The sequence below is a fragment of the Paenibacillus naphthalenovorans genome, from assembly GCF_001465255.1.
Classification (GTDB): domain Bacteria; phylum Bacillota; class Bacilli; order Paenibacillales; family NBRC-103111; genus Paenibacillus_G; species Paenibacillus_G naphthalenovorans.
The window spans coordinates 941,735-965,114 of the sequence record NZ_CP013652.1; the positions used below are offsets into that span (position 1 = coordinate 941,735).

A 23,380-nucleotide genomic window follows, 5' to 3' on the forward strand; every position below is an offset into this window, starting at 1 on the left:
TAATAACATTACTTTAAGAAGAACCAAAAAAAGAAATATGGTACAGATTAAACGTTGTAATTTGACGTGTGTTTTTGTATTTTTACTTAAAATGATGTTCCTTTTATGTTATTATATATGACATTAAAATGTGGGCGAAGGGATGTTGGCATTCTCGCGATGGAGTTCTGGCAAGCGGGCGGAGGATACTGCTGGCACGAGCGGAAGCTGGTGGAGGAAAGCAAGCTTGCGGAATGCTTTGCGATACTGGAGAACGGGCTGCCCACGGAGCGGGATATAGCCTGTTTCGAGGCGCTGAAGGCAGCCTGGAGGCAATTTTCAATCATCAAAGACCAGATCGCGCAGTGGATGCTTGAAGGGGAGTTTGAGAAGGCTAAGCAGGCGCTGGCCAATCACGGTCGTGAACGGTTTAAGCAAGCGGTGGACCTGGTTGTGGAATGGATGGAGCATTAAGTTTAAAATAATGAAAAAAGACATGTTTACAAGCGTTGTTTTCTATTGGATTTTTGAAGTCCGATTCGTTATGATATAATGGTAAAATTACTCATGGGACGAAAAGAGGTGGACATCCATGGACTGCATTTTTTGCAAAATCGTCGAGGGCGCCATTCCATCGAAAAAAGTGTTCGAGAATGAACATGTTGTGGCTTTTCACGATATTCAGCCTGCCGCCCCCGTACATATCCTGATCATTCCCAAGAAACATATTTCTTCGATGAATGATGTGGAGTCGGAAGACTGGTATTTGCTTGGGGAAATTCATTCCGCCGCTCAGCAAATCGCCAGGGAGCAGGGGGTTGCTGAAACGGGGTATCGGCTGATCAACAACTGCGGGCCGGATAGCGGGCAAGTCGTTTTTCATATCCACTATCACCTGCTCGGAGGGGAGAAACTCGGCGCGCTGAATGCAAGGTAATACGGTTCCGAAGCTTTGCTTATCCATTGCTTTGATCAGGTTGACACCCAGTTTTGTTTTCGCCTATAATGAAGTTTGACGAATGTCTTTAGTTGTCTTGGACGGTCTGTTCGGAGGGAGGGAAAACTGGTGTCAGAAACTCGAGTTCGCAAGAACGAAACTATAGATGCTGCACTTCGTCGCTTTAAGCGTTCTATCGCTAAAGACGGCGTTTTGGCGGAGGTTAAAAAACGCAAGCATTATGAGAAGCCAAGCGTAAAGCGCAAGAAGAAGTCAGAGGCTGCTCGTAAGAGAAAGTTCTAGGAGGCTTAATCAATGAGCTTAAGCGAGAGATTAAACGATGACATGAAGCTTGCGATGAAGAGTCAAGATAAGTTTAAACTCTCCGTAATCCGTATGGTTCGTGCAGCTATCAAGAATATCGAGATAGATCAGCGTAAAACCTTAGATGACCAAGAAGTACTTGACGTCCTGAATCGTGAGATCAAACAGCGCAAAGATTCCCTCCAAGAATTTGAAAAGGCCGGTCGTGATGATTTGGCGGAAAACCTGAAGGCAGAGATTGCCGTACTGATGGAGTACATGCCGCAGCAGTTATCCGATGAAGAAGTAAAAGCCATTGTACAGCAGACCATCCAGGAAGTGGGAGCTTCTTCAAAAGCGGATATGGGTAAAGTCATGGGCGCATTAATGCCGAAGGTAAAAGGGCGGGCTGACGGCAAGCTTGTCAATCAGCTTGTCCAACAGCTATTGTCTTAACAACAACGAGGAACACTCCGTAACAGGAGTGTTTTTCTTCATTTTAGGATATTTTATGAATCAAATACGTCCCTGGCGCGTATTACCGGATAGACTGATCAATAACAGAGAAAAGGAGGTAAAGCCATGCGGGTTGGAGCCGGTGAATCAAAAAGTCAGTTTTGGCAAAGAATGGTCACCTTGATGCTGGCGTTGACGCTGATGATGCCGGTGCTGTTTATGGGCCTGCCGGATTTCAAGACCGCCCATGCGGAGACGAAGCCTCTTGCGGCACCGGTTGTCGTCATTCCGGTACACCACACGGTGGAAAACGGGCTGTACAATTTCCTGGAACGTGCGTTCCGTGAAGCGGAAGAGATGAACGCGCTTCATATCGTGCTCGACATCAACACGTTCGGAGGACGCATTGACTCGGCACAGGAAATCGGCCAGCTGATCAAGAATAGCCCTGTTCCGACCATCGCTTATATACGAGGCAAGGCGATCTCGGCCGGCAGTTATATCGCGTTAAATGCGGAGCAGATTGCTATGGAACCGGGCAGCTCGATCGGAGCGGCGGCGATTGTCGATATTACCGGTAACGAGATTGAGGATACGAAAGCCATCTCTACCTGGTCCGGACTCATGAAAGGCGCGGCCGAAATGCGCGGGCGCAATTCGCAAATTGCCGAAGCGATGGTAGATAAGAATGTCGGCGTGACAATGCCCGAAATCGGCAGGATCGTGCCGAAGGGCGAAATCGTTACTTTGACTTCACAGGAAGCGTTAAAGGTCGGATATGCGGAAACCATTGCAGCAAGTCTGGATGAGGTCGTCAAGTTTATCGGCGGAGAGAATCATCCGCTGATTACGATGGAGCTTACTGTGGCTGAAAGAATAGCCCGCTTTGTGACCGAGCCGTGGGTGGCCACTCTGCTGCTGCTGATCGGCATTGCTGGGGTTGCGGTCGAGATTTTCGTACCGGGGTTTGGTCTTCCTGGTATTTTGGGAGTGCTCGGCTTCGGATTGTACTTTTTCGGCCATTACATCGCGGGTTTCGCAGGGGCTGAGGATATCGCTCTGTTTGTGGCCGGCATCATTTTGCTTTTTCTGGAAATTTTCGTTTCAAGCTTTGGCATTCTGGGCATCCTTGGAGCGCTCTGTTTGTTCAGCGGAGTGGTTTTGTCTGCCTATAATAAGCAAATGGCCGCGTGGAGCCTTGGGATCGCTTTTGTATTGGCGGTTGTGATTGTGGTCATTGTGATCCGGATATTCAGGCACCGGGGCGTTTGGAACCGGTTCATCCTGAGTGAGAAGCTGACTGCGGAGGAAGGATACGTTTCCGCTTCGTCCCGCAAGGAATTGCTTGGCCAAACCGGTCATGCGCTTACGCCGCTGCGGCCTGCCGGAACGGCGGTTTTCGGCGAGGAGCGTGTGGACGTGGTCACGTCGGGCGATTTTATTCCGGCCGGACGGACAGTCAAGGTCGTTCAGGTCGACGGTTCGCGAATCGTTGTTAAAGAGATGAAAGAATGATTGAAAATTGGAGATAGGATGGTGCTTGTATGGATACTACCCTGATTACGTTCTTATTGCTTGCGGCGGTTGCGATCATCGTGCTGTCGGTGTTTTTCACCTTTGTCCCGGTGATGCTGTGGATTTCGGCACTCGCTTCCGGCGTGCGGATCGGCATTATTACGCTTGTGGCCATGCGCCTTCGCCGCGTTATTCCGAGCCGGATCGTCAACCCGATGATTAAAGCGACCAAAGCCGGTTTGGATTTAACGATTAATCAGCTGGAGAGCCACTTCTTGGCGGGCGGTAACGTAGATCGCGTCGTGAATGCGCTTATTGCGGCGCACCGCGCCAACATTCATTTGGAGTTTGCACGGGCGGCTGCGATTGATCTGGCGGGCCGGGATGTCCTGCAGGCGGTACAAATGAGCGTCAACCCGCGTGTGATTGAAACGCCTACGGTTTCCGCCGTAGCCAAAGACGGTATTGAAGTGAAGGTTATTGCAAGAGTAACGGTTAGGGCCAACATCGACCGGCTTGTCGGGGGAGCCGGGGAAGAGACGATCATCGCCCGCGTAGGTGAGGGGATCGTTACTACAGTCGGTTCCAGCAATTCGCATAAGGACGTGCTTGAAAACCCGGATTTGATTTCGCGTACGGTATTGGGCAAAGGGTTGGATGCCGGTACGGCTTTTGAGATTTTATCCATCGATATTGCCGATGTGGACGTGGGCAAAAACATTGGCGCCCAGCTGCAAACGGAGCAGGCGGAAGCCGACAAGCAGATCGCGCAAGCCAAAGCGGAAGAGCGCCGAGCGATGGCCGTTGCTTTGGAGCAGGAAATGAACGCGCGCGTCGTCGAGATGAAGGCTAAAGTGGTTGAAGCCGAATCTCAGGTTCCTCAGGCGATGGCCGATGCGCTTCGCGAAGGCAAGATCGGCGTGATGGATTATATGAACCTGAAAAACATCGAAGCCGATACCCAAATGCGCGCCGGTCTTGGAAAAATGAACAACCCGGATAAGAACAGCGGGGATGCTTAAGCGTCTTCCGTTCGGAAAGGCGGGATATAATCGTGGGTTTAATCGAATTCATTCTCGACAACTGGTTCATTCTGGTGATTATTTATATTGGACTAAGCACGTTTATGAAAACCAAACGGGGCGGGGATGAACCAAAGGATCAGCCGGGCCGGCCTGCGAGGCCGGTTCCCCAGGGTATGCCTCCGTTCGGCGGGGACGGGCCCGGCCGGGCTAAACACGTTCAAGGGCGGCAGGAGCCCAAGGCTGTTCCGGCTCCGGAGGCCAGAGCGGCTGCTGCTCCGGAACCCCGTCAGGAGCCTGCCAGAGCTCAAGCTCCGCGGCCCAGACCTGCGCAGCGAACGCCGGCATCCGGGTTCCCGGGGTCTTCCGTACCGGTGCAAAGTCCCGTGAAGGCCTCATTCCGTGCTACGTCTGAAGATTTGGCGCGCGGCGTGCTGTGGGCCGAGATTTTGGGTCCGTCGCGAGCCAAACGTCCTTATCGGCGGTGAAGCTCAAGAAGCACCGTATCACTGATCTGTTGATCAGCGGTACGGTGCTTTTTTGTTGGCGGTGGACGATATCCGGGAGCGATAAGCCAGTTTAACGGGCATATTTTCAAATCCCGGGCATATGGTGTAATTAGCCGTGTTCTGGCTTTTGGATGCCCGAAGGGCAGCTTACGGAGGAGGTAACGTATGCGCAGATTGACACGCAGATTCAATCAATGGACCGCCAAACTGCTCGACCTGCCTCAGGACGTGGTGATGGACTTGCCCCGCATGACGATGATCGGAAACGTACAGCTGTACATTGAGAATCACCGGGGTGTTCTGCATTTCTCAAGCGACTTGCTTACGCTGGCTTTGACGAAAGGCCGGATTGAGGTATACGGATCACAGCTTGTTATCCGGGCGATCTTGTCGGAGGAAGTGTTTATTGAAGGCGTCATTCGAGATATCAAATACATTCCATAGCCTGGAAAGGGGAAGTCGACCGTGAAATCATCGTTTATCCATCGACTGCGCGGTTATGTTTTGATCGAAGTAAGAGGCCGGCAGTTGGAAGAACTGATCAATCGCATGGCGGTCATGCAAATGTCCGTCTGGGACATTCATTATTCGGCGGAGCAGCAGGCCAAGATGTTCGTAACGATTCCCGACTTCTTCAGGCTTAGGCCGCTGTTGAAAGAGACAGGCTCCCGGATCCGAATCAAGGAAAGGCATGGGCTGCCTTTTTGGCTGGACAAGCTGGAGAAGCGCAAGTTTTTTGCTTTAGGGCTGCTCGGCTTCTTTATCGGCATCTATCTGCTTTCTTCCGTCGTATGGCAGATTCGGGTAGAAGGCAATGAAACGATTGAAACCGAAAAGATTTTGCAGGCGGCAGAGCGGGAAGGAATCCATAAGCTGCAGTGGAAATTCAGGCTGAAAGAGCCGGAGGCGCTGTCCAGATCGCTGCTGAGCCAACTGCCTGGCATCGCTTGGGTCGGGGTGGAGGTCCGAGGCACCCATGTGATCATTAAAATTGTTGAGGCTACGATTCCTGAGACGCCGCAGCTGCTCAGCCCGCGTCATCTGGTCGCGTCCAAAAATGCGATGGTCACCGAAATATTTGCGGAAAAAGGCAAACCCGTCGTGAAGCCCAATGCTTATGTGCGCAAAGGAGATATTCTGATCTCCGGTATTCTGGGGGATGAGGCGCATCAGCAAACGGTTGTCGCCCAGGGCAAGGTAAAGGGGCTGGTATGGTACAAGCCTGCTGTCGAGGTACCGCTTGTCTGGCAGTACAAAACGTACACGGGAGAAAGCAAAACTCGTTCCTTTCTCGTTATCGGCAGCCGCGGTGTACAGATGAGCGGTTACGGCAAAATTCCGTTCGAACAGCATGAAACGCTGCCCGAACAAAAAATGCTGACTTGGCGAAATTATACGCTTCCGATCGGTTGGCTACGCGAAAAAATCATGGAAGTGAGGCTGGAACAACGGCAGGTTGATCCGAAGGAAGCATCGGCTATCGGACTCGAGCAGGCCAGAGGGCAAATTTTGGCCGCCGCAGGCAAAGAATCTCGAATTCTATCCGAAAAAATTTTGCATGAAAAGACGGAGAGTGGTAAAGTTTATATGGAAATACTTTTTGAAGTAGAAGAATCGATTGCTGTTGAACAGCCGATCGTGCCATAACTCTATAGACGCAGACGTTTTCGGAAGTACAATATTCCGAAAACCCGGAGGAGAGATAAAACCTGTTGACAGACCAAGCAACCGTGAAAGTGGCACTAAAAAATACGGCCGAAGGACTCGCCTTGTTCGGGCCGCAGGACAAATTCTTACAACTGATTGAAAAGGAAATGCCGGCTCGGATCTTTACGCGTGAAGAAGAAATTGTAGTGCAGGGTTCAGTCGAGGTAACGGCTCGTTTGGAGCATTTGTTCACCGTACTGCTTACGCTGATACGCAACCAATACACGTTGACTGAACGTGATGTGAATTATGCGATGGACCTCGCCAAAGAGATGAAAGCAGACCAGCTGCTGGATTTGTTCAAGGGCGAAATCGCCGTTACGCATAAAGGGAAACCGATCCGGGTAAAAACCATTGGCCAAAAACAATACGTGGATGAAATCAGGAAGAAGGATATCGTCTTCGGTATCGGCCCGGCTGGAACGGGGAAAACGTATATTGCCGTCGTTCTTGCCGTCGCGGCGCTGAAGGAAGGTAAAATCAAGCGGATCGTCCTCACCCGTCCTGCGGTGGAAGCAGGAGAAAGCCTGGGCTTTTTGCCGGGAGATCTTCAGGAAAAGGTTGACCCTTATTTACGGCCATTGTATGATGCTCTTAATGATGTCTTGGGTCCTGAGCAGGTCGTGAAAACAATGGAGCGCGGATTGATCGAGATCGCACCGCTCGCTTATATGCGCGGAAGAACGCTGGACGATTCGTTTATCATATTGGACGAAGCGCAAAATACGACCCCGGAACAGATGAAGATGTTTTTGACCCGCCTGGGCTTCGGCTCCAAGATGGTGATCACCGGTGACGTCACCCAGATCGATTTGCCTCGGGGTAAATCATCCGGGCTTGTGGAAGCGCAGCGTATTCTGCGGTCGATCGAAGAAATCGGCTTTATCTCATTTGATGAACAGGACGTAGTGAGACACTCATTGGTGCAAAAAATCATCGTAGCCTATAATGAGGATAAAGAAGGCTGAGAAAGGGCTGACCTTTCGTCATGAAAAACCTCGTTTCCATTCCAGGCAAACTTCAATATCGGCTTACCGGTTGGAGACACAGCGCCGTAGTGCGCTTTCTTCTGTTTGTCTTGCTTGCGCTTGTGTTTTATTTAACGATGTTCCATCAAGTCGTGCCTCAAACCTATGATATTACATTAAATTCCATTGCGGAGAAAGATATTCTCGCAACCAGAGCAATCAAGAACAACGCAGCCACCGAACAAGCAAGAGAAGAAGCCGCACAGCGCGTGCAGCCGGTCTACACCATTGTGCCGCTCAGAAACGAACTTGTCGTAGGAGCGATTTTTGAAAAGCTGCAGCAGATCAACAGTGATACGGATGTGTCCCAGACGGATAAGGTCAGCATTTATAAGACGGTCATTCCAACCTTGATCCAGGACCATCTTGATCGCCAATTAATGAACTATATGAACAGCGGTCAATACAGCGACCAGTTGTTTACGGAGATGAACAAGAGCTTCCGTGAGCAGCAGTATCGGATACCGGAGGAAGCGTTTTATAAAATTCCAAGGTTGTCCGCAGAGGATCTGACTGCGATGGAGCCTGTAGCCAAAGAGATCGTAAGCAAGCTGATGAACGATCAGATTTTGGATGCGCAGGCGGCCCGCGTAAAGGTTCCTGAGCTGGTGAACGCTTCGACCTTAACGAAGAGCCTGACGCGCGAACTGGTGCAGGAGCTTGTCCGGGCTGCACTGACGCCCAATAAATTTTACGACCAGAAGGGGACAGAAGAGGCCAGGGCCCACGCGCGCGATAACGTAAAGGAAATATATATAAACAAAAATGAGGTACTGGTATCCAAGGGTGAAAAAATTACGGAGGAAGTATACAACCGTCTTGCCGAGCTTGAATTGCTTAAGGATGATACCAGCTCATGGCCGAATATAGGGCTTCTATTATTTGTTATTTTATGCTGCCTCGTCCTTTTCATGTATGTCCGCCAAAGCACCCTTCCGGTAAAGCATAACAACGTTCAGCTGCTGATGCTGATCTTGATTATCATTCTGACGCTGGGATTTATGAAAGTGTTCTCTATGGCGCAAAGCCTGGACTTCCCTTTTATCGGTTATTTGGCGCCGACCGCGATGGGAGCCATATTGATCACAATTTTGCTTAACGCTCAGCTAGCCTTTATCTCGTCGGTCCTGTTCAGTGTCATCGCCAGCGTCGTCTTTAACTCGGATCAGCTGTTTCCGTTCGATTTCAAATATGGCTTGCTGACGCTGACCTGCTCCTTTGCCGCGATTTTCTCCATCCAAAGAGCCAGCCGGCGTTCCTCAATCCTGAGGGCGGGCTTCATGGTCTCGTTATTCGGTCTTGTGCTTGTTGCGTCGCTGCTGATGCTGGATGATGATATCACGCAAAAAGACGCGCTTTTTGCTGCTTCTTTTGTGGTTGGCGGGGGCTTGTTAACGGCGGTTCTCGTCATCGGCCTGCTTCCGTTCTTTGAAATGGCGTTCGGCATTCTGTCGCCGTTGAAGCTCGTGGAGCTGTCGAACCCGAATCACCCGCTGCTGCGGAAGCTGCTTACCGAGACGCCGGGAACCTATCACCACAGTGTTATGGTCGGCAATCTGTCCGAAGCTGCGGCGGAGGCGATCGGAGCGGATGGTTTGCTCTGCCGGGTGGGAGCCTATTATCACGATATCGGCAAGACCAAGCGTCCGAGTTACTTTATCGAGAATCAGACGAACATTGAAAATCCGCACGACAAAATCGATCCTGCGCTCAGTAAATCAATTATCGTAGCGCATGCCCGGGACGGCGTCGAAATGCTGAAGGAATATAACATCCCTAAGCCGATTCGCGATATTGCGGAACAGCATCACGGTACAACGCTGCTGCAATATTTTTATCACAAGGCGAAGAAGCAGGCGGAAGAGAAGGGTGAAAAGCCGCCGGAGGAAAGCGAGTACCGGTATCCCGGTCCCAATGCGCAGACGAAGGAAACAGCGATTGTTGGCATTGCCGATTGTGTGGAAGCCGCCGTCCGGTCTTTGCGTAACCCGACCGTGGAGCAGATTGATACGATGGTTCGTAAAATTATTAAAAGCCGCCTGGATGACGGACAATACAATGAATGCGATTTGACGATTAAAGAGCTGGACCAGATTGCCAAGACGCTGAACGAAGCTTTGCTGGGCATCTTTCATTCAAGAATCGAATACCCGACCGAAATGCCGTCTCAAAAGGCGGATTCGGCAAGAAAGAATACGGACAAGACAGATGAGGTGAAGCCATGAGCCTTACGCTTTCATGGAACAATGAACAAGAGCAGTATGAGATTACGCATGCCCTGATTGAAAAGCTGGAGGAACTGCTCCGGTTGGCAGGCACCCTGGAACAGGTGACGGACGGCGAAGTGGCGCTGACGTTTACGGACGACGCTGCCATACAGGAGCTGAATAAGCAATACCGCGGCTTGGATAAACCGACCGATGTCCTGTCATTCTCCATGCAGGAAATGGGCGACGAGGAAATGGAAATCATCTACGGAGATGAGGATGACGCATTTGAGGACGATCCGGCAAAGAACAGGGGTGACGAAGACGAGGGCTTTGAAGAGCCTCTCGGCGATATCATCATCTCGGTGCCCCGGGCTGTGGAACAAGCTGCCGACTATGGTCATTCCATCGATCGGGAGATCGGCTTCCTGTTCGTGCATGGATTCCTTCATTTGATCGGATACGACCATCAGGACGAGGAAGAAGAGCGGGTCATGTTCGGCAAGCAAGAGCAGATTTTGCAGCAGGCGGGTCTAACGCGGTGAAGCAGCCGGTCAAATGGCATCGCAGCTTCCGTTACGCTTATGAAGGAATCAAATATGCTCTGGCCACCCAACGGAATATGAAATTTCATTTTTTCGCGGGACTCGCTGCGTTAGTACTGGCGTTGTTTTTTAAGCTTTCCAAAACAGACATATTGTTCATTCTGTTGGCCGTGACGCTCATGTTCATGACGGAGCTGATCAATACCGCCGTGGAAAAAACGGTCGATTTGGCTATGCCGGAGCTTCATCCGTTAGCCAAAATCGCAAAAGATGTAGCTGCAGCCTCCGTATTGGTGACTGCAGCTTTTGCCGCTGTTACAGGCATGATTGTGTTCTACGAGCCATTGGACCGGTTATTGCGGACGGCCCGCGCGGCGGAAGGGCATGCTTTGACCGTAGCCAGCGTGTGGATCTTGCTTGCTCTGGTTGTCCTTACGGCGATCGTAGCGCAGACCCGCTTCTCGGATAAAGGAGTTTGGGTCAAACCGAGCCTCCTGACATCGGTTGCATTTGCCATCGCCAGCTTGATTGCCGTCAGAGTGCAGGACACACTGGCGGTGCTGCTCGGATTTTTACTCGCCGGCGTGCTTTTGCTGGCCCTGTACGACAAACGGAAGCGAAGCTTCGGTTCGCTGATTCTCGGTGCGCTGCTCGGAAGCTTTATTACAATATTGTCTTTTTACCTGTTTTCTATATAATGGGCGATCTCTGCCCGTAAAGGAGTGCTTCGCATGGATAAAACCGAATTGATCGCTCAAGCTAAAGAAGCACGGGAGAAAGCTTACGCTCCTTATTCGCAGTTTAAAGTGGGCAGTGCGCTGCTGGACGCCAAAGGGAGGGTGCATCTCGGATGCAACATTGAGAACGCCGCCTACGGACCGACGAACTGTGCCGAGCGTACGGCTTTGTTTCGTGCCATTGCGGACGGGGAGCTCCCCGGCACTTTCCTGGCGATGGCTGTCATCGGCGATACGGAACAGCCGATCGCTCCTTGCGGCGTATGCCGTCAAGTGCTCGTAGAGCTGTGCCGTCCGGATATGCCGGTGTACCTTGCCAATTTGCGCGGGGATATCAATGTAACGACGGTTGGCGCGCTGCTCCCGGGCGCATTTACATCATATGATTTGGACGGAGGAACCACTGACTGATGTCTTATTCCGATAAAGAAAAGCAACCCAAGTTTAAATCCGGTTTTGTCGCCATCATCGGCAGGCCGAATGTCGGCAAATCCACGCTCATGAATCAGGTCATCGGCCAGAAAATCGCCATTATGTCCGATAAACCGCAAACCACCCGGAACAAGATTCATGGGGTGTATACGACTGATGAAGCCCAGATCGTCTTTTTGGATACGCCGGGTATTCATAAATCGCAGTCGAAGTTGGGGGACTACATGGTGAAAGCAGCGGAAAGCGCCCTTAGCGAAGTCGATGCCATTTTGTTTTTGGTCGATGTCGCAGAAGGTCTCGGCGGAGGGGATCGATACATTATCGAGCAGTTGAAGAAAGTAAAGACGCCGGTGCTGCTGGTCATGAATAAGATCGATCAAGTCCACCCTGAAGCTCTGCTGCCGGTCATTACCACATATAAGGACTTGTATCCCTTTGCCGAGATTGTACCGATCTCAGCCATGCATGGAAATAATGTGAGCACGCTGCTCGATCAGGTAATCAAGTATTTGCCGGAAGGACCACAGTATTATCCCGCGGATCAAGTCACGGACCACCCGGAACAGTTTGTTTGCGCGGAGCTGATCCGGGAAAAAATATTACACTTGACGCGGGAGGAGGTTCCGCATTCGATCGCTGTGTCGATAGAAGATATGAAGTTGGAAGAAAATGGCGTTGTGCATATTTCCGCCGTGATTTATGTCGAACGGGATTCACAAAAGGGAATTATTATCGGAAAAAAAGGTGCGCTGCTCAAAGAGGTGGGCCAAAAAGCCCGCGCTGACATCGAAGCGCTGCTGGGATCCAAAACCTTCCTTGAGCTTTGGGTAAAGGTAAAGAAAGACTGGCGCAACCAGGAGCGGGTACTGCGGGATCTCGGTTTCCGCCACGAATAGGCTCTTGCTTGTTTTCAAAGAATTCTGCAGCGTTTAATGCAAATCATACATTCCAGTTTTTGTTCAGCATACTTCTGTCCGAATCGATCCATCCTAATCCCAGCAACAGGTATTGTAATCACGCTGCCAAGGGGAGGATGTACCATGAGAGATTTTTCGTGGAAGTATTTTTCGATCACTGGAGATGTGGATGCTTACCTGCTTTATAAGGAATATCAGATTCAGCCCGGAGAGGAGCCGGAACTGCCGGAGCAGGAGTCTGCGGCGGAAGCTCCGGAGACGATGCAGTAAATTGAGCGGTCCGTTTCCGGTTACCGGTTTGAATACGCGGGGAGAGGCTGTCGGTGCAGTACAGAGTGCAGGGAATTGTAATCCGCAGCATGGATTATGGGGAAGGTAACAAAATCATCACCTTGTTTACGCGTGAACTGGGCAAGATGAGCGTTGTTGCCCGCGGAGCCAAAAAGGTAAAAAGCAGGTATGGTTCGTCCGCCCAGCTTTTTACCTACGGAGATTACTTGTTTTTTAAATCCGGCCAGTTGGGTACTTTGAATCATGCGGAGATTATTGAAGCCTTTCATAAAATAAGGGAAGATTTGCACAAGGCCGCCCACGCTTCCTACCTTGCGGAGCTCACGGACAGAATGATGGGAGATCAGGAAGGGCAGCCTTTTTTATTCGGTCAGCTGAAGGCGAGCCTGCAAGCGATTCAGGAAGACAAGGATTTGCAGATCGTTAATCATCTTTATGAAATCAAAATGCTGATGCATGCCGGATATACCCCGGAGCTTGAACACTGTGTAGTGTGCAGGGAAAAGTCAGAACCTGTCGCGATAAGCATCGGCATGGGCGGAGTGCTGTGCGAACGGTGTCGGCTGCGCGACCCCGAGGCCATTCGTTTGACATCCGGGGTATACAAGCTGCTTCGGCTGTTTATGCAGCTGGATGCCAGGCGTCTTGGCCAAATTGATGTCAAACCGCAAACCAAGCAATTATTGAAGCGGATTATACGGAATTACTTCGATACACATGTGGGTATAAGGCTGAAATCGCGCGACTTTTTGGATCAGATGGATAAATACGGGATATAGTGTTTAAGATTTTTAAAAGATTTGCATAGAATTGACATTTTTTTGACCCGATGGTATTATAATATGATACACCCGTGTTGATACCTCTCGTGACGGAGCCTATATGCAGGCTTTGACAGCGGGATTTTTTTGTGAGAGGAAAGCTAATACAACATTTTTTGGCAAATGGTTCATAGTAGCGCAAATAATATATAGATAAAAAACGCTATTATGAATCCAAAGAAACAGAACGGAAAGGCGGGGACTCATGGGGGTAACCGAAAGATCGGTAATATTTGTCGCTTCGGACTCGGCAGGAGAGACGGGTGAAGCTGTTGTCCGCGCGGCGGCAGTGCAATTTCATCCGCAGCAGGTGGAAATCAGGCGGGTTCCGTTTCTGCGGGATACGTCGGATGTAGATCGGCTGATTCATACGGTGGTTGAACGCAACGGAATCATTTTGTTCACGCTGGTCATTCCGGAGTTGAGAGATTACTTGGTCGATCAGGCGGATCGTTACGGGATCCCTTATATCGACCTACTCGGGCCGATTATCCGTAGGCTCGAGCAATCCTTAAAGCGACAGGCGAGTCATACGCCGGGCATGATTCATAAGCTCGACGAAGATTATTTTAAAAAGATCGAAGCGATTGAATTTGCCGTTAAGTATGATGACGGCCGTGATTTTAGCGGTATTCTTCAAGCGGATATCGTGCTGGTGGGCGTTTCGAGAACGTCGAAGACACCGTTATCGATGTACTTGGCCCACAAAATGTTTAAGGTGGCCAATGTCCCGCTAGTGCCGGAAATCCAGCCGCCGGAACAGCTGTTTAGGGTCTCGAACCGCAAAATTGTCGGATTGCGCATCGATCCGGATAAGTTGAATGTGATTCGTACCGAGAGACTCAAAACATTGGGTCTTCCCGACAGCGCCACTTACGCCAATACGGAACGAATTCGCGCGGAGCTTGATTATGCCGATAAGATCATGAAGCGTATTGGTTGCACCGTTGTCGATGTTTCAAACAAAGCTGTGGAAGAGATTGCCAGTGTCATTATAGATATGTATCGTTCCAAGTAAACCTCATTTTGGGGTTCAAGCAGGATTTTTTGCAAATTCATCGTATATAATATTAACGATAGTACTTCAGTCATAATTCCTGGTTACATTCCGGTGGGTGCATAATGACGTATAAAATTGTAGTGGATGCCGATGCATGCCCGGTGAAAGCGGAAATCGTACAGACCGCTGCTAAATTCGGGGTCGGCGTGCTGATGGTCGCTTCGTTTGACCACCTGCTTCAGCCGGCGGAAGGCGTGGAGATTGTTCAGGTGGATCGCTCCGATCAATCCGTTGATTTATATATCGCCAACCGCATCTCGGCGGGAGATGTATTGATTACGCAGGATTTCGGAGTTGCGATGCTGGGTTTGGGCAGAAGAGCGATAGCGATGTCCAACCGCGGACAAATGTACAGTGACCGGACTATAGGGTTTTTACTTGAGCGTCGGCATGAACAGGCAAAGCTGCGGCGGGGGGGAAAGCATACCAAGGGTCCAAAAGCTTTTACGGACGAAGATCGCCAAGCATTTCTACAAACTTTGACAAAAGTTTTATCTCGCATGCAGGAGAATGCCGGAATGTAGCGAATAGTAATTACGTGTTAATTTGAATGAAGGTGATTAGGATGAGTAACGGACGCATTCCCGAGCATGTCATCGACGCGGTCCTCAAAGCCCACGATATTGTGGAAATTGTCGGCCGGCACGTTCACTTGACAAAGCAGGGTCATTACCTCAAGGGTCTCTGTCCTTTTCACTCTGAGAAAACACCGTCCTTCACCGTTACGCCGGAAAGGCAAATCTATCACTGCTTCGGTTGCGGAGCGGGGGGTAACGCCATTCGTTTTATTTCCGAGGTGGAAGGTCTGTCCTTTGGTCAGGCGGTTCGCAAGCTGGCGAACGAAGCCAATCTTGATGTCGGTTTTGGTCTGCAAAACGCACAGGAAGAAACAAAGGAGCAGGCGGAGCGCGCCAAGCTGCTGGAAGGCTATGAGATGGCAGCCAAGCTGTATCAGTATATCCTTCATAACACCGAACAGGGGAAAGCGGCTAAAGCGTATTTACGGGATCGGGGAATGAATGACAAGCTGATCGAAACGTTCGGGCTTGGATACGCGCCTGCAAGGTGGGATACGTTGACCAACCTTTTGGACAAGAAACAGTACTTTCTTCCGCTTATGGAGCAAGGCGGACTGCTTTCGGCCAAACATGACGGAAACGGTTATGTGGATAAGTTTCGCGACCGCATCATGTTTCCGATTTATGATTGGAAGGGACAGGTTATCGCATTTGGCGGGAGAGCCATGGGCAATGTGCAGCCCAAATATTTAAACAGTCCTGAATCTATGCTTTTCCACAAAAGCCGGACGCTTTACAATCTTCACCTGGCCAGACCCCAAATTCGCAAAACTCAGGAGATTGTGCTGTTCGAAGGGTATATGGATGTGATTCGAGCATGGGAAGCAGGCATAAAAAATGGTGTAGCTACGATGGGTACGGCTCTTACTTCAGAGCAAGCAGAATCGATTCGTCGGCTCGCCGAACGGGTGACGGTCGTTTATGACGGAGATCAGGCGGGGCAAACCGCCGCCTACAAAAGCATTCCTTTACTCGAGAACGCGGGCTGCCAAGTCAGGATCGCCATGCTGCCCGATGCTCTCGATCCGGATGAGTATATTGCTAAATATGGTTCTGAACGATTCGTACGGGAAGTTATCGAAACCGCCGTACCGTCGATCAAATATAAACTTCTTTACTTTCGCAACAATTACAGGCTGCAGGAAGATGGAGAAAAGCTCCGGTACATCAAGCAGGCGCTCAAACTGATTGCAGGACTGTCATCACCCATTGAGAGGGAACATTATCTCAGAGAGCTTTCGTCCGAATTCCGGTATTCATTGGAAGCATTGCAGCAGAATTTGAACGAAATCCGTCTGCAAACGGAAAAAAACGTAAGATCTGGGGATAATAACGGCAATCCGTGGAATAATGTTATGAATAACGGGAAGCCTCGGAAAGAAATCCCTTCTATGGTTCCTGCGTATCAATTCGCAGAGCGGCAGCTTCTTGCCGTCATGATGCTGGACCGGGATATAGCCGGTTATGTTGAGCGCCGGTTGGGAGACGGTTTTAATGTGGAGGCTCATGCGGCGTTGGCCGCATACTTGTATTCCTACTATGCCCAAGGGTATGAGCCGAATGCCGGCACATTCATAGGTATGCTGCAGGATGACAAATTGGAGAGCCTGGCCAGTTCCCTGACCTTAATAGACAACCGCAACGGGATCAACGATGCCGTTATTGACGATTACATCCGGGAAATTAAGAAGTACCCTCTATTGCAGTCATTGGAGCTAAAGAAAGAAGAAGTGAAGCAAGCAGAACGTTCAGGGGATATCCCTAGAGCACTGCAGCTGGGCAGTGAGATTATTTCCCTAGAAAAGCAGTTGAAATCATCCTGAAGCCGACCAAGCGGTGAATGGTTGAAATTCTAGGGAGGAGGGAGTTGTATGATGGCGAACGATCAACGTACGGAAATAGAGACAGAACTGACGTTGGAACAAGTAAAGGAACAGCTGATTGAACATGGAAAGAAGCGTTCCGCAATCACGTACAAAGAAATTATGGAAAAACTTGCTCCTTTTGACCAGGATCCGGAGCAAATTGACGAGTTTTTCGAGCAGCTTCAAGAGATGGGTATTGATGTCGGCAACGAAGCGGATGACGACCATGACATGGGTGCGATGGAGCATGATCACGACGAATTTCATTTTGATGACGATTTGTCGCTGCCTCCAGGGATCAAGATCAACGATCCGGTTCGGATGTACTTGAAGGAAATCGGCAGGGTTCCGCTGCTCTCTGCTGAGGATGAGGTTGATTTAGCGAAACGCATCGAGCTTGGCGACGAAGAAGCCAAGCGCCGCTTGGCGGAAGCGAACCTCCGGCTTGTGGTCAGCATCGCAAAGCGCTATGTCGGTCGCGGGATGCTGTTCCTTGACCTGATTCAAGAGGGCAACATGGGCTTGATTAAAGCGGTAGAGAAATTCGATCATACCAAAGGCTACAAATTCAGCACCTACGCAACCTGGTGGATTCGTCAGGCGATTACCCGCGCCATTGCCGATCAGGCCAGAACTATCCGGATTCCGGTACATATGGTTGAAACGATCAATAAGCTGATCCGGGTATCCCGTCAGCTTCTGCAGGAGCTTGGTCGTGAACCTACGCCGGAAGAAATCGCCAAGGAAATGGACTTAAGTACCGATAAAGTACGGGAGATCATGAAAATCGCTCAGGAGCCGGTATCCCTTGAAACCCCGATTGGCGAAGAAGACGACTCCCATTTGGGTGACTTTATTGAAGATCAAGAAGCGCTTGCGCCTGCGGACGCTGCGGCTTACGAACTGCTTAAGGAACAGCTCGAGGATGTGCTCGACACTCTGACAGAGCGTGAAGAGAATGTGCTTCGCTTGCGCTTCGGTTTGGACGATGGCCGTACTCGTACATTGGAGGAAGTCGGTAAAGTATTCGGTGTTACCCGGGAACGGATTCGTCAGATTGAAGCTAAAGCGCTGCGCAAACTTCGTCATCCCAGTCGAAGCAAACGGTTGAAAGATTTTCTTGAATAAAAGGGTATGCCTGGACCTTTCTGCGCATGGATGCGCGGTTAGGTCTAATTTTTTGTCATTCTGCGGCCGATAATCAATTATGAAAAAAATGCAGGCTTAGGGGAGACATGGCCTATGGATGATAAAAAGAAAGAGATGATTGTTCGTGAGATCGAGCACTGGCGGCGCAGCAAGCTGCTGCCTGAGCATTACTGTGATTTTTTATTGAATATTTATGATATGCACCAGCAGGATCAAGATAAGAAGGAACAGGGCGGCTTATTCGGTGTCACCCCAAGTAAAATTCGAAACAGCAATTGGAAAATCTGGATGCTGGGTTTGCTGCTGATCATTGCTTTATCTTTTACTGCTCTTAATTTTAACGCTTTTGAATTACCAATGCAAATAGGAATTTCCATTATTTTTTTAGCGGGCTGTTATGGATGGGGCTCCTCCAAGCTTGAGAAGGAACCTATGGCTGCCCAATTATGGATTGGAATGGCTTCATTGTTCCTGCTGTTTATCGGTGTTTATTTACTGAGGCTGCATGGTGTTCAGGCTTCGGTGCCGGTCGTTGCCTACGTTGCGCTGTGCAGCGTGGTTTGGATCCTGACCGGTCTTTTGGCCAGATTGGCGCTGTTCCAGCTATGCGGCTGGGTCAGTTTGGTGTTCTGCTATGGCTGGCTGCTGCACTATCAACTGGAGACGCTATCGTGGATCACGCTGCAGCTGAGCTGGATGCCGCTGGCCATTCTCTTCTGCTGGATGTCTTGGATAATTCATGAGAAGAACAGTCAGGCCGGGCTGGTTTTTTTCCTGCTAAGTTTAATTGTTTGGTATATGCCCGAATTATATGCTATGCTTTATGCTGAAAAATACGGCTCCCAAACCGTGCAATGGCTGTTGTTAAGCAAGCTGCTGGCGCAGGCCGGGCTGCTGTTTGCTTGGAGAAAAAAATGGACTGAGTGGGTTGTATAGATGATTCGATTGTCAAAACGACTGGAAATGATTGCGCAGGAGGTTCCGGCCGGCAGCCGCCTGGCGGATATCGGGTCCGATCACGCGCTGCTGCCGTCCTTTCTGGCGCAGCAGGGAACCATCCTCCGCGGTGTGGCCGGAGAAGTGAATGCAGGGCCGTTCGAAGCGGCCTTGAAACAGGTCCGGTCGGCGGGACTCGACGGGATCATCGATGTAAGGCTCGGTGACGGACTGCAGGTGATCTCGCCGGGGGAAGTGGACGTCATTACGATCGCAGGTATGGGCGGCACCCTTATCGCCTCCATACTGGAAGCGGGGATAAGCAAGCTTGCCGGTGTTCGCCGGCTGGTGCTACAGCCCAATGTAGGGGAAGCCAACGTCAGGCAGTGGCTGTTGGACCATGAATGGGTGCTTACAGGGGAGAAAATCATGCGGGAGGACGGCAAAACCTATGAAATTTTAACAGCCGTCCCCACAGATCTGGCTCCGTATGGCAACAATGAATTGTACGCATCCCGAACGCTGCCGGGCGGACTGATCGCGGATCGGAAGCTCATGCTGCAGATGGGGCCTTTCTTGCTCCGGGAGGCATCGCAGGTCTGGATCGACAAGTGGCTTAACGAGTTGGAGAAGCTCAACCGTATTTGCGAGCGGCTGTCGCATTCCGAATTGGAAGCATCGCGCAGCAAGGAAGCAGAGATCAAAAGGGAAATGCAACGAATCAAGGAGGTGCTTGAGCTGTGTACGCCAAAGGACAAACCGTGATCGGCCTAATGGAGGAGCTGGCTCCGAAATCATATGCCGTAGAGGGTGACAGGATCGGTTTGCAAATCGGTACGCTGCAAAAGGATATACGCAAAGTGCTTGTTGCGTTGGATGTCACCGAAGAGGTGGCGGACGAGGCGATTCGGGAAGGAGCTGACTTGATCATCGCCCATCACGCGATTATTTACCGTCCTCTGCCGCATATTCAAACCGATACCCCTGCGGGGCGGCTGTATGAGAAGCTGATCAAGCATGATATCGCCGTTTATATTGCGCATACGAATCTGGATGTGGCGGATGGCGGAATTAACGATATGATGGCGGAAGCGATCGGGATGACCGTTACGGAGCCTCTGGATGAAGTGCATACGGATAAGCTGAAGAAGCTGGTTGTGTTTGTACCGGCAGATCATGCGGAGAAGGTCAGGCAGGCGATGTTCGACGCGGGTGCCGGCGGGATAGGCAAATACAGTCACTGCAGCTTCAACATCGAGGGAACGGGCACCTTTAAACCGGGCGAGGGTACAGACCCGTTCATTGGTAAGACCGGAAAGCTCGAGGAAGTCAAAGAGGTGCGTGTGGAAACGATCGTGCCGCAAAGCGTGGAGCGCAAAGTCGTCCAAGCCATGCTGAAGACGCATCCTTACGAGGAAGTGGCCTACGATTTGTATGCTCTCGATCTGAAGACGCGCACGTTCGGTCTGGGGCGGGCAGGCAAGCTGCCCAAGCCGGTTACGCTAGCAGAGCTGTGCGAGCAGGTGAAGCAGGCCTTTGATGTTCCTATGCTGCGTGTGGTCGGAGATCCGGACCGCGTTATCCGCAAAGCCGCCGTACTCGGAGGATCGGGAAGCCGTTATGTCAAGCACGCGATGTTTGCCGGCGCAGATGTTCTGATTACCGGCGATATCGATTACCATACGGCTCACGATGCTTTGGCCGCCGGCATAGCCCTTATTGATCCCGGTCATAACGTAGAGAAAATTATGAAGCAGGGCGTTGCCGAATACCTGCAGCGAAAGCTTGCCGAAAGAAAATGGGCGACAGCGGTCGTCGCTTCGCGAATTCATACAGAACCGTTCCGTTTTGTGTAGATCATTCTAAAATACGGCAGTTGTTTTTTGGTGAGATTCCTTGTATACTATCTCATGGCATCTATTGCAAAAGAAAGTTTGACAGACAATCGCTGGTGGCTTGATGCCACGAGAGGAAAGTCCGGGCTCCGCAGGGCAGAATGCTGGATAACGTCCAGTCAGCGCGAGCTGAAGGCTAGTGCCACAGAAATGGACCGCCGATGGCAGCGGGGCGACCCGCAAGCACAGGCAAGGGTGGAACCGTGGTGTAAGAGACCACGAGGAGCTATGGTGACATCGCTCCTGGTAAACCCCATTTGGAGCAAGACCTAGAGGAACGCATGTCCCGCCAGGGACAGTCTTTGCCCGAGACGCGTTCGGGTTGGTCGCTTGAGCCAGGCAGCAATGTCTGGCCTAGATAGATGATTGTCGCTTCAACGGTGGCAGGGTGGCTCCCGTTACGACCACTGGAAGTACAGAACCCGGCTTATGGCAAACTTTCTTTCAGCCATTATGCAATAGAAGGCTTTCTGGATATGTGCAAAGAACCGCTTCAAGAGGCGGTTCTTTGTTTTTTTTTCGTTTATTGATAGAACAGCCGCCTCAACCATTCCGGCCAACCGATCAAGCCCGTTTCGTTCGGGGCATTCACCGCTTCCTGGCCGGCGGTTGTCGGCTTAGCGGCCTGCAGCGCGGCCACGACGTCGATCAGGCCATGGCCGAAATATTTGTCTTTGCCGGAGGTCCCGAGGTCCGTTGCCGTGTCCCTTATCAGCTGCATAACCTCGGTGTTCTTCAGATTGGGGTTAACGGAACGAATCAATGCAGCCAGGGCGGTAACATGCGGGCTGGCCATGGAAGTGCCGGAGAGCGCCGCATATTGGCTTTGCGGATAAGTGCTTGCAATGCTGACGCCTGGTGCGGCCGCATCGATATAATCCCCGTAATTGGAGAACGATGCTTTCGACTTCCGGGCATCCACTGCGGCAACCGCGAACACTTCCGGGTATGCGGCAGGGTAGCCGGGCTGCTCCGTATTGTCGTTTCCGCTCGCTGCAATCAGTACGACGTCGCGGTCGAATGCATATTTGATGGCATCGTGGAGAAACTGGGAATCGGCATAATTGCCCAGACTCATGTTAATGACCTTCGCACCGTGATCGGTCGCCCATATGATGCCCTGGGCAACGGCATAGGTGCTTCCTGCCCCGGATTTATCCAGCACCTTGATCGGCATAATCCGGTTATACCAGCTCATTCCGGCGACCCCCAGGTTGTTGTTGACCAGCGCTCCGACGACTCCGGCTACATGGGTCCCGTGGCCGACATCATCCATGGGCTGGGATTCCGGATTGACTACGTTATAGCCGCTGACCAGCTGCTTGCTAAGATCCGGGTGATTAATATCGACACCGGTATCTACAACGGCTACAACAACGTCCTGAGAGCCTCTGGTAATGTTCCAGCCGGCTTCGGTCTCAATTTGCGGCAAATTCCATTGATAGCGCTGGTAAAGCGAATCGTTTGGCGTGAACACCGTCGCCTCTGTTTCCGGATTATTGATTTCCGTTTGGTTGGTTAAATAAAGAAAATGCGGCTCGGCATATTCGATGTTCCATTGCTTGAAATAGTCCATCATTTGTTTGGCTTCCATATTTCCTGATTCAAACACGTAAGTAGAGCCCAGCTTGCGGAATGGACTGCCGCCGATATCTTTGCGGATTCGGGTAAGCTCGCTTTCCGCCGGTTCCTTCTTGAATTTTACAACGACCTGATTGACATGGTAGTGGCTGGTGCCTTCGTTGTCTTCAGGATGATCGACCCGGACGTCCTGGAGTGAATTGGCATCCACTGATTTGATCTTGTAGCGTCCTTCGCCCGGATAAGCGACGATCCGCAGGTTTTTGAGCTGGTGATCGGCCACTTGCTGTAAAATCTGCTGGCGAACTGCACCCACAAGACCGGCTGAGCCGTCTTCGGAAGGAACGCCGATGACAAAATAGGTGCTTCCGTCGGCATGGATCGCTTTTGACTGATAAGCTTGACCTGAATCGACTTGCCGCTTGGCTTTTTTAAGGAAGGGCTCGATCGTCGGACGAACCGTGCCCGGCAAACCGCCGGCTGCCGCACTTTGCTCTAACGGCTGCTGTGTTTTGGTCCAAGCGAGCAGTTCCATGTGAGGATGCTCGGCTTGTACTTTTTTTAAGGTTTCCATCGCTTGACCGCTTTCCTTGGTTCTCAGTTCCTGCACAGTACGGTGAAGCACCATGCTGCATTCACTGCGGCAGAGTTCGTCAGTTCTGGCAAGGTCCTGATTTAGCGTCATTTGTTTCATTTGCAGCTCGGCTGCGGGGGTTACCGTTTCAGGTGCGGGCGCCTGTTCTCCCCGGGGGAAGAGCAGCGCCACGCCGGCAATCACAAGCAGAACGGACATCACGTATTTCCACATAGTTGCTGCCTCCTAAATGTTTGCCGTTAGCTTTCCCTTGATCGCCGGTTTGCCATTACAGCAATGTTATCCAAACGGGACGAATCTCTGAAATGGGCGAAG

Annotated in this window: 25 protein-coding genes and 1 other RNA gene; 25 read left to right on the forward strand and 1 reads right to left on the reverse strand. The window is 50.9% G+C overall.

The genetic code is table 11. The features are described 5' to 3' along the window. Positions 1–159: 159 nt before the first annotated feature. The 25 genes from IJ22_RS04480 to rnpB all read left to right on the forward strand — a co-directional run bounded on the left by IJ22_RS04480 (position 160) and on the right by rnpB (position 21,334). On the forward strand, positions 160–453 hold the full coding sequence (locus IJ22_RS04480) for an MCP four helix bundle domain-containing protein (protein ID WP_062407551.1): 294 nt from the start codon (positions 160–162) through the stop codon (positions 451–453). A gap of 118 nt (positions 454–571) precedes the next feature. Continuing rightward, positions 572–916: a histidine triad nucleotide-binding protein gene (locus IJ22_RS04485; RefSeq protein WP_062407552.1), complete on the forward strand. Its 345-nt coding sequence runs from the start codon at positions 572–574 to the stop codon at positions 914–916. Positions 917–1,045: 129 nt separating this feature from the next. Further along, a complete protein-coding gene (gene rpsU, locus IJ22_RS04490; RefSeq protein WP_010491812.1) occupies positions 1,046–1,219 on the forward strand; it encodes a 30S ribosomal protein S21 in 174 nt (57 codons plus the stop codon). A 12-nt stretch (positions 1,220–1,231) separates the two neighbouring features. Beyond that, a complete protein-coding gene (locus IJ22_RS04495) occupies positions 1,232–1,675 on the forward strand; it encodes a GatB/YqeY domain-containing protein (RefSeq protein ID WP_054820180.1) in 444 nt (147 codons plus the stop codon). Positions 1,676–1,801: 126 nt separating this feature from the next. After that, a complete protein-coding gene (locus IJ22_RS04500) occupies positions 1,802–3,190 on the forward strand; it encodes an NfeD family protein (protein WP_235594254.1) in 1,389 nt (462 codons plus the stop codon). Positions 3,191–3,219: 29 nt separating this feature from the next. After that, positions 3,220–4,212 carry a flotillin-like protein FloA gene (floA, locus tag IJ22_RS04505; protein WP_062407554.1) on the forward strand — a complete coding sequence of 331 codons (993 nt, stop codon included), beginning with the start codon at positions 3,220–3,222 and terminating at the stop codon, positions 4,210–4,212. Positions 4,213–4,244: 32 nt separating this feature from the next. Continuing rightward, positions 4,245–4,700 carry a hypothetical protein gene (locus IJ22_RS04510; RefSeq protein ID WP_062407556.1) on the forward strand — a complete coding sequence of 152 codons (456 nt, stop codon included), beginning with the start codon at positions 4,245–4,247 and terminating at the stop codon, positions 4,698–4,700. A gap of 186 nt (positions 4,701–4,886) precedes the next feature. Further along, on the forward strand, positions 4,887–5,165 hold the full coding sequence (yqfC, locus tag IJ22_RS04515) for a sporulation protein YqfC (protein WP_054819392.1): 279 nt from the start codon (positions 4,887–4,889) through the stop codon (positions 5,163–5,165). Positions 5,166–5,186: 21 nt separating this feature from the next. After that, a complete protein-coding gene (gene yqfD / locus IJ22_RS04520; protein ID WP_062407558.1) occupies positions 5,187–6,368 on the forward strand; it encodes a sporulation protein YqfD in 1,182 nt (393 codons plus the stop codon). Between the two features lie 65 nt (positions 6,369–6,433). Beyond that, positions 6,434–7,396 (forward strand): PhoH family protein, encoded by a 963-nt coding sequence (locus tag IJ22_RS04525; RefSeq protein WP_062407560.1) that lies wholly within the window; start codon positions 6,434–6,436, stop codon positions 7,394–7,396. Positions 7,397–7,416: 20 nt separating this feature from the next. Next, on the forward strand, positions 7,417–9,681 hold the full coding sequence (locus IJ22_RS04530) for an HD family phosphohydrolase (RefSeq protein ID WP_062407561.1): 2,265 nt from the start codon (positions 7,417–7,419) through the stop codon (positions 9,679–9,681). Next, complete coding sequence (ybeY, locus tag IJ22_RS04535) at positions 9,678–10,208, forward strand: rRNA maturation RNase YbeY (RefSeq protein WP_062407563.1); 531 nt, start codon at positions 9,678–9,680, stop codon at positions 10,206–10,208. The genes IJ22_RS04530 and ybeY overlap by 4 nt, the downstream gene beginning before the upstream one ends. Next, the gene (locus tag IJ22_RS04540) at positions 10,205–10,906 is read left to right on the forward strand and encodes a diacylglycerol kinase family protein (RefSeq protein ID WP_062407565.1); all 702 of its coding nucleotides are present in this window, start codon (positions 10,205–10,207) and stop codon (positions 10,904–10,906) included. Before ybeY ends, IJ22_RS04540 begins: the two co-directional genes overlap by 4 nt. A 33-nt stretch (positions 10,907–10,939) precedes the next feature. Then, positions 10,940–11,356: a cytidine deaminase gene (locus tag IJ22_RS04545; protein ID WP_062407567.1), complete on the forward strand. Its 417-nt coding sequence runs from the start codon at positions 10,940–10,942 to the stop codon at positions 11,354–11,356. Next, positions 11,356–12,273, forward strand: a complete 918-nt coding sequence (era, locus tag IJ22_RS04550; protein ID WP_062407569.1) for a GTPase Era — start codon at positions 11,356–11,358, stop codon at positions 12,271–12,273. The genes IJ22_RS04545 and era overlap by 1 nt, the downstream gene beginning before the upstream one ends. Positions 12,274–12,417: 144 nt before the next feature. Next, positions 12,418–12,564: a YqzL family protein gene (locus IJ22_RS25610; RefSeq protein WP_074726974.1), complete on the forward strand. Its 147-nt coding sequence runs from the start codon at positions 12,418–12,420 to the stop codon at positions 12,562–12,564. A 53-nt stretch (positions 12,565–12,617) separates the two neighbouring features. After that, positions 12,618–13,364 (forward strand): DNA repair protein RecO, encoded by a 747-nt coding sequence (gene recO / locus IJ22_RS04555; protein ID WP_062407571.1) that lies wholly within the window; start codon positions 12,618–12,620, stop codon positions 13,362–13,364. Between the two features lie 247 nt (positions 13,365–13,611). Beyond that, entirely contained in the window at positions 13,612–14,424 is an 813-nt protein-coding gene (locus tag IJ22_RS04560; protein ID WP_062407573.1) for a pyruvate, water dikinase regulatory protein, read from the forward strand. Between the two features lie 104 nt (positions 14,425–14,528). After that, on the forward strand, positions 14,529–14,990 hold the full coding sequence (locus IJ22_RS04565) for a YaiI/YqxD family protein (RefSeq protein ID WP_062407575.1): 462 nt from the start codon (positions 14,529–14,531) through the stop codon (positions 14,988–14,990). Positions 14,991–15,031: 41 nt separating this feature from the next. Then, entirely contained in the window at positions 15,032–16,867 is a 1,836-nt protein-coding gene (dnaG, locus tag IJ22_RS04570) for a DNA primase (protein WP_062407576.1), read from the forward strand. A 51-nt stretch (positions 16,868–16,918) separates the two neighbouring features. Then, positions 16,919–18,037 carry an RNA polymerase sigma factor RpoD gene (gene rpoD / locus IJ22_RS04575; RefSeq protein ID WP_062410858.1) on the forward strand — a complete coding sequence of 373 codons (1,119 nt, stop codon included), beginning with the start codon at positions 16,919–16,921 and terminating at the stop codon, positions 18,035–18,037. A gap of 114 nt (positions 18,038–18,151) precedes the next feature. Further along, a complete protein-coding gene (locus IJ22_RS04580; protein ID WP_062407578.1) occupies positions 18,152–18,994 on the forward strand; it encodes a hypothetical protein in 843 nt (280 codons plus the stop codon). Continuing rightward, positions 18,995–19,759, forward strand: coding sequence for a tRNA (adenine(22)-N(1))-methyltransferase (locus IJ22_RS04585; protein ID WP_062407581.1), 765 nt, complete (start codon positions 18,995–18,997; stop codon positions 19,757–19,759). Then, on the forward strand, positions 19,735–20,850 hold the full coding sequence (locus IJ22_RS04590) for a Nif3-like dinuclear metal center hexameric protein (RefSeq protein ID WP_062407583.1): 1,116 nt from the start codon (positions 19,735–19,737) through the stop codon (positions 20,848–20,850). The genes IJ22_RS04585 and IJ22_RS04590 overlap by 25 nt, the downstream gene beginning before the upstream one ends. A 73-nt stretch (positions 20,851–20,923) precedes the next feature. Then, positions 20,924–21,334: RNase P RNA component class A (gene rnpB / locus IJ22_RS04595), an RNA gene on the forward strand. A 78-nt stretch (positions 21,335–21,412) separates the two neighbouring features. Here the strand turns inward: rnpB and IJ22_RS04600 are convergent. Continuing rightward, a complete protein-coding gene (locus IJ22_RS04600; protein ID WP_062407585.1) occupies positions 21,413–23,278 on the reverse strand; it encodes a S8 family peptidase in 1,866 nt (621 codons plus the stop codon). Positions 23,279–23,380: the final 102 nt, after the last annotated feature.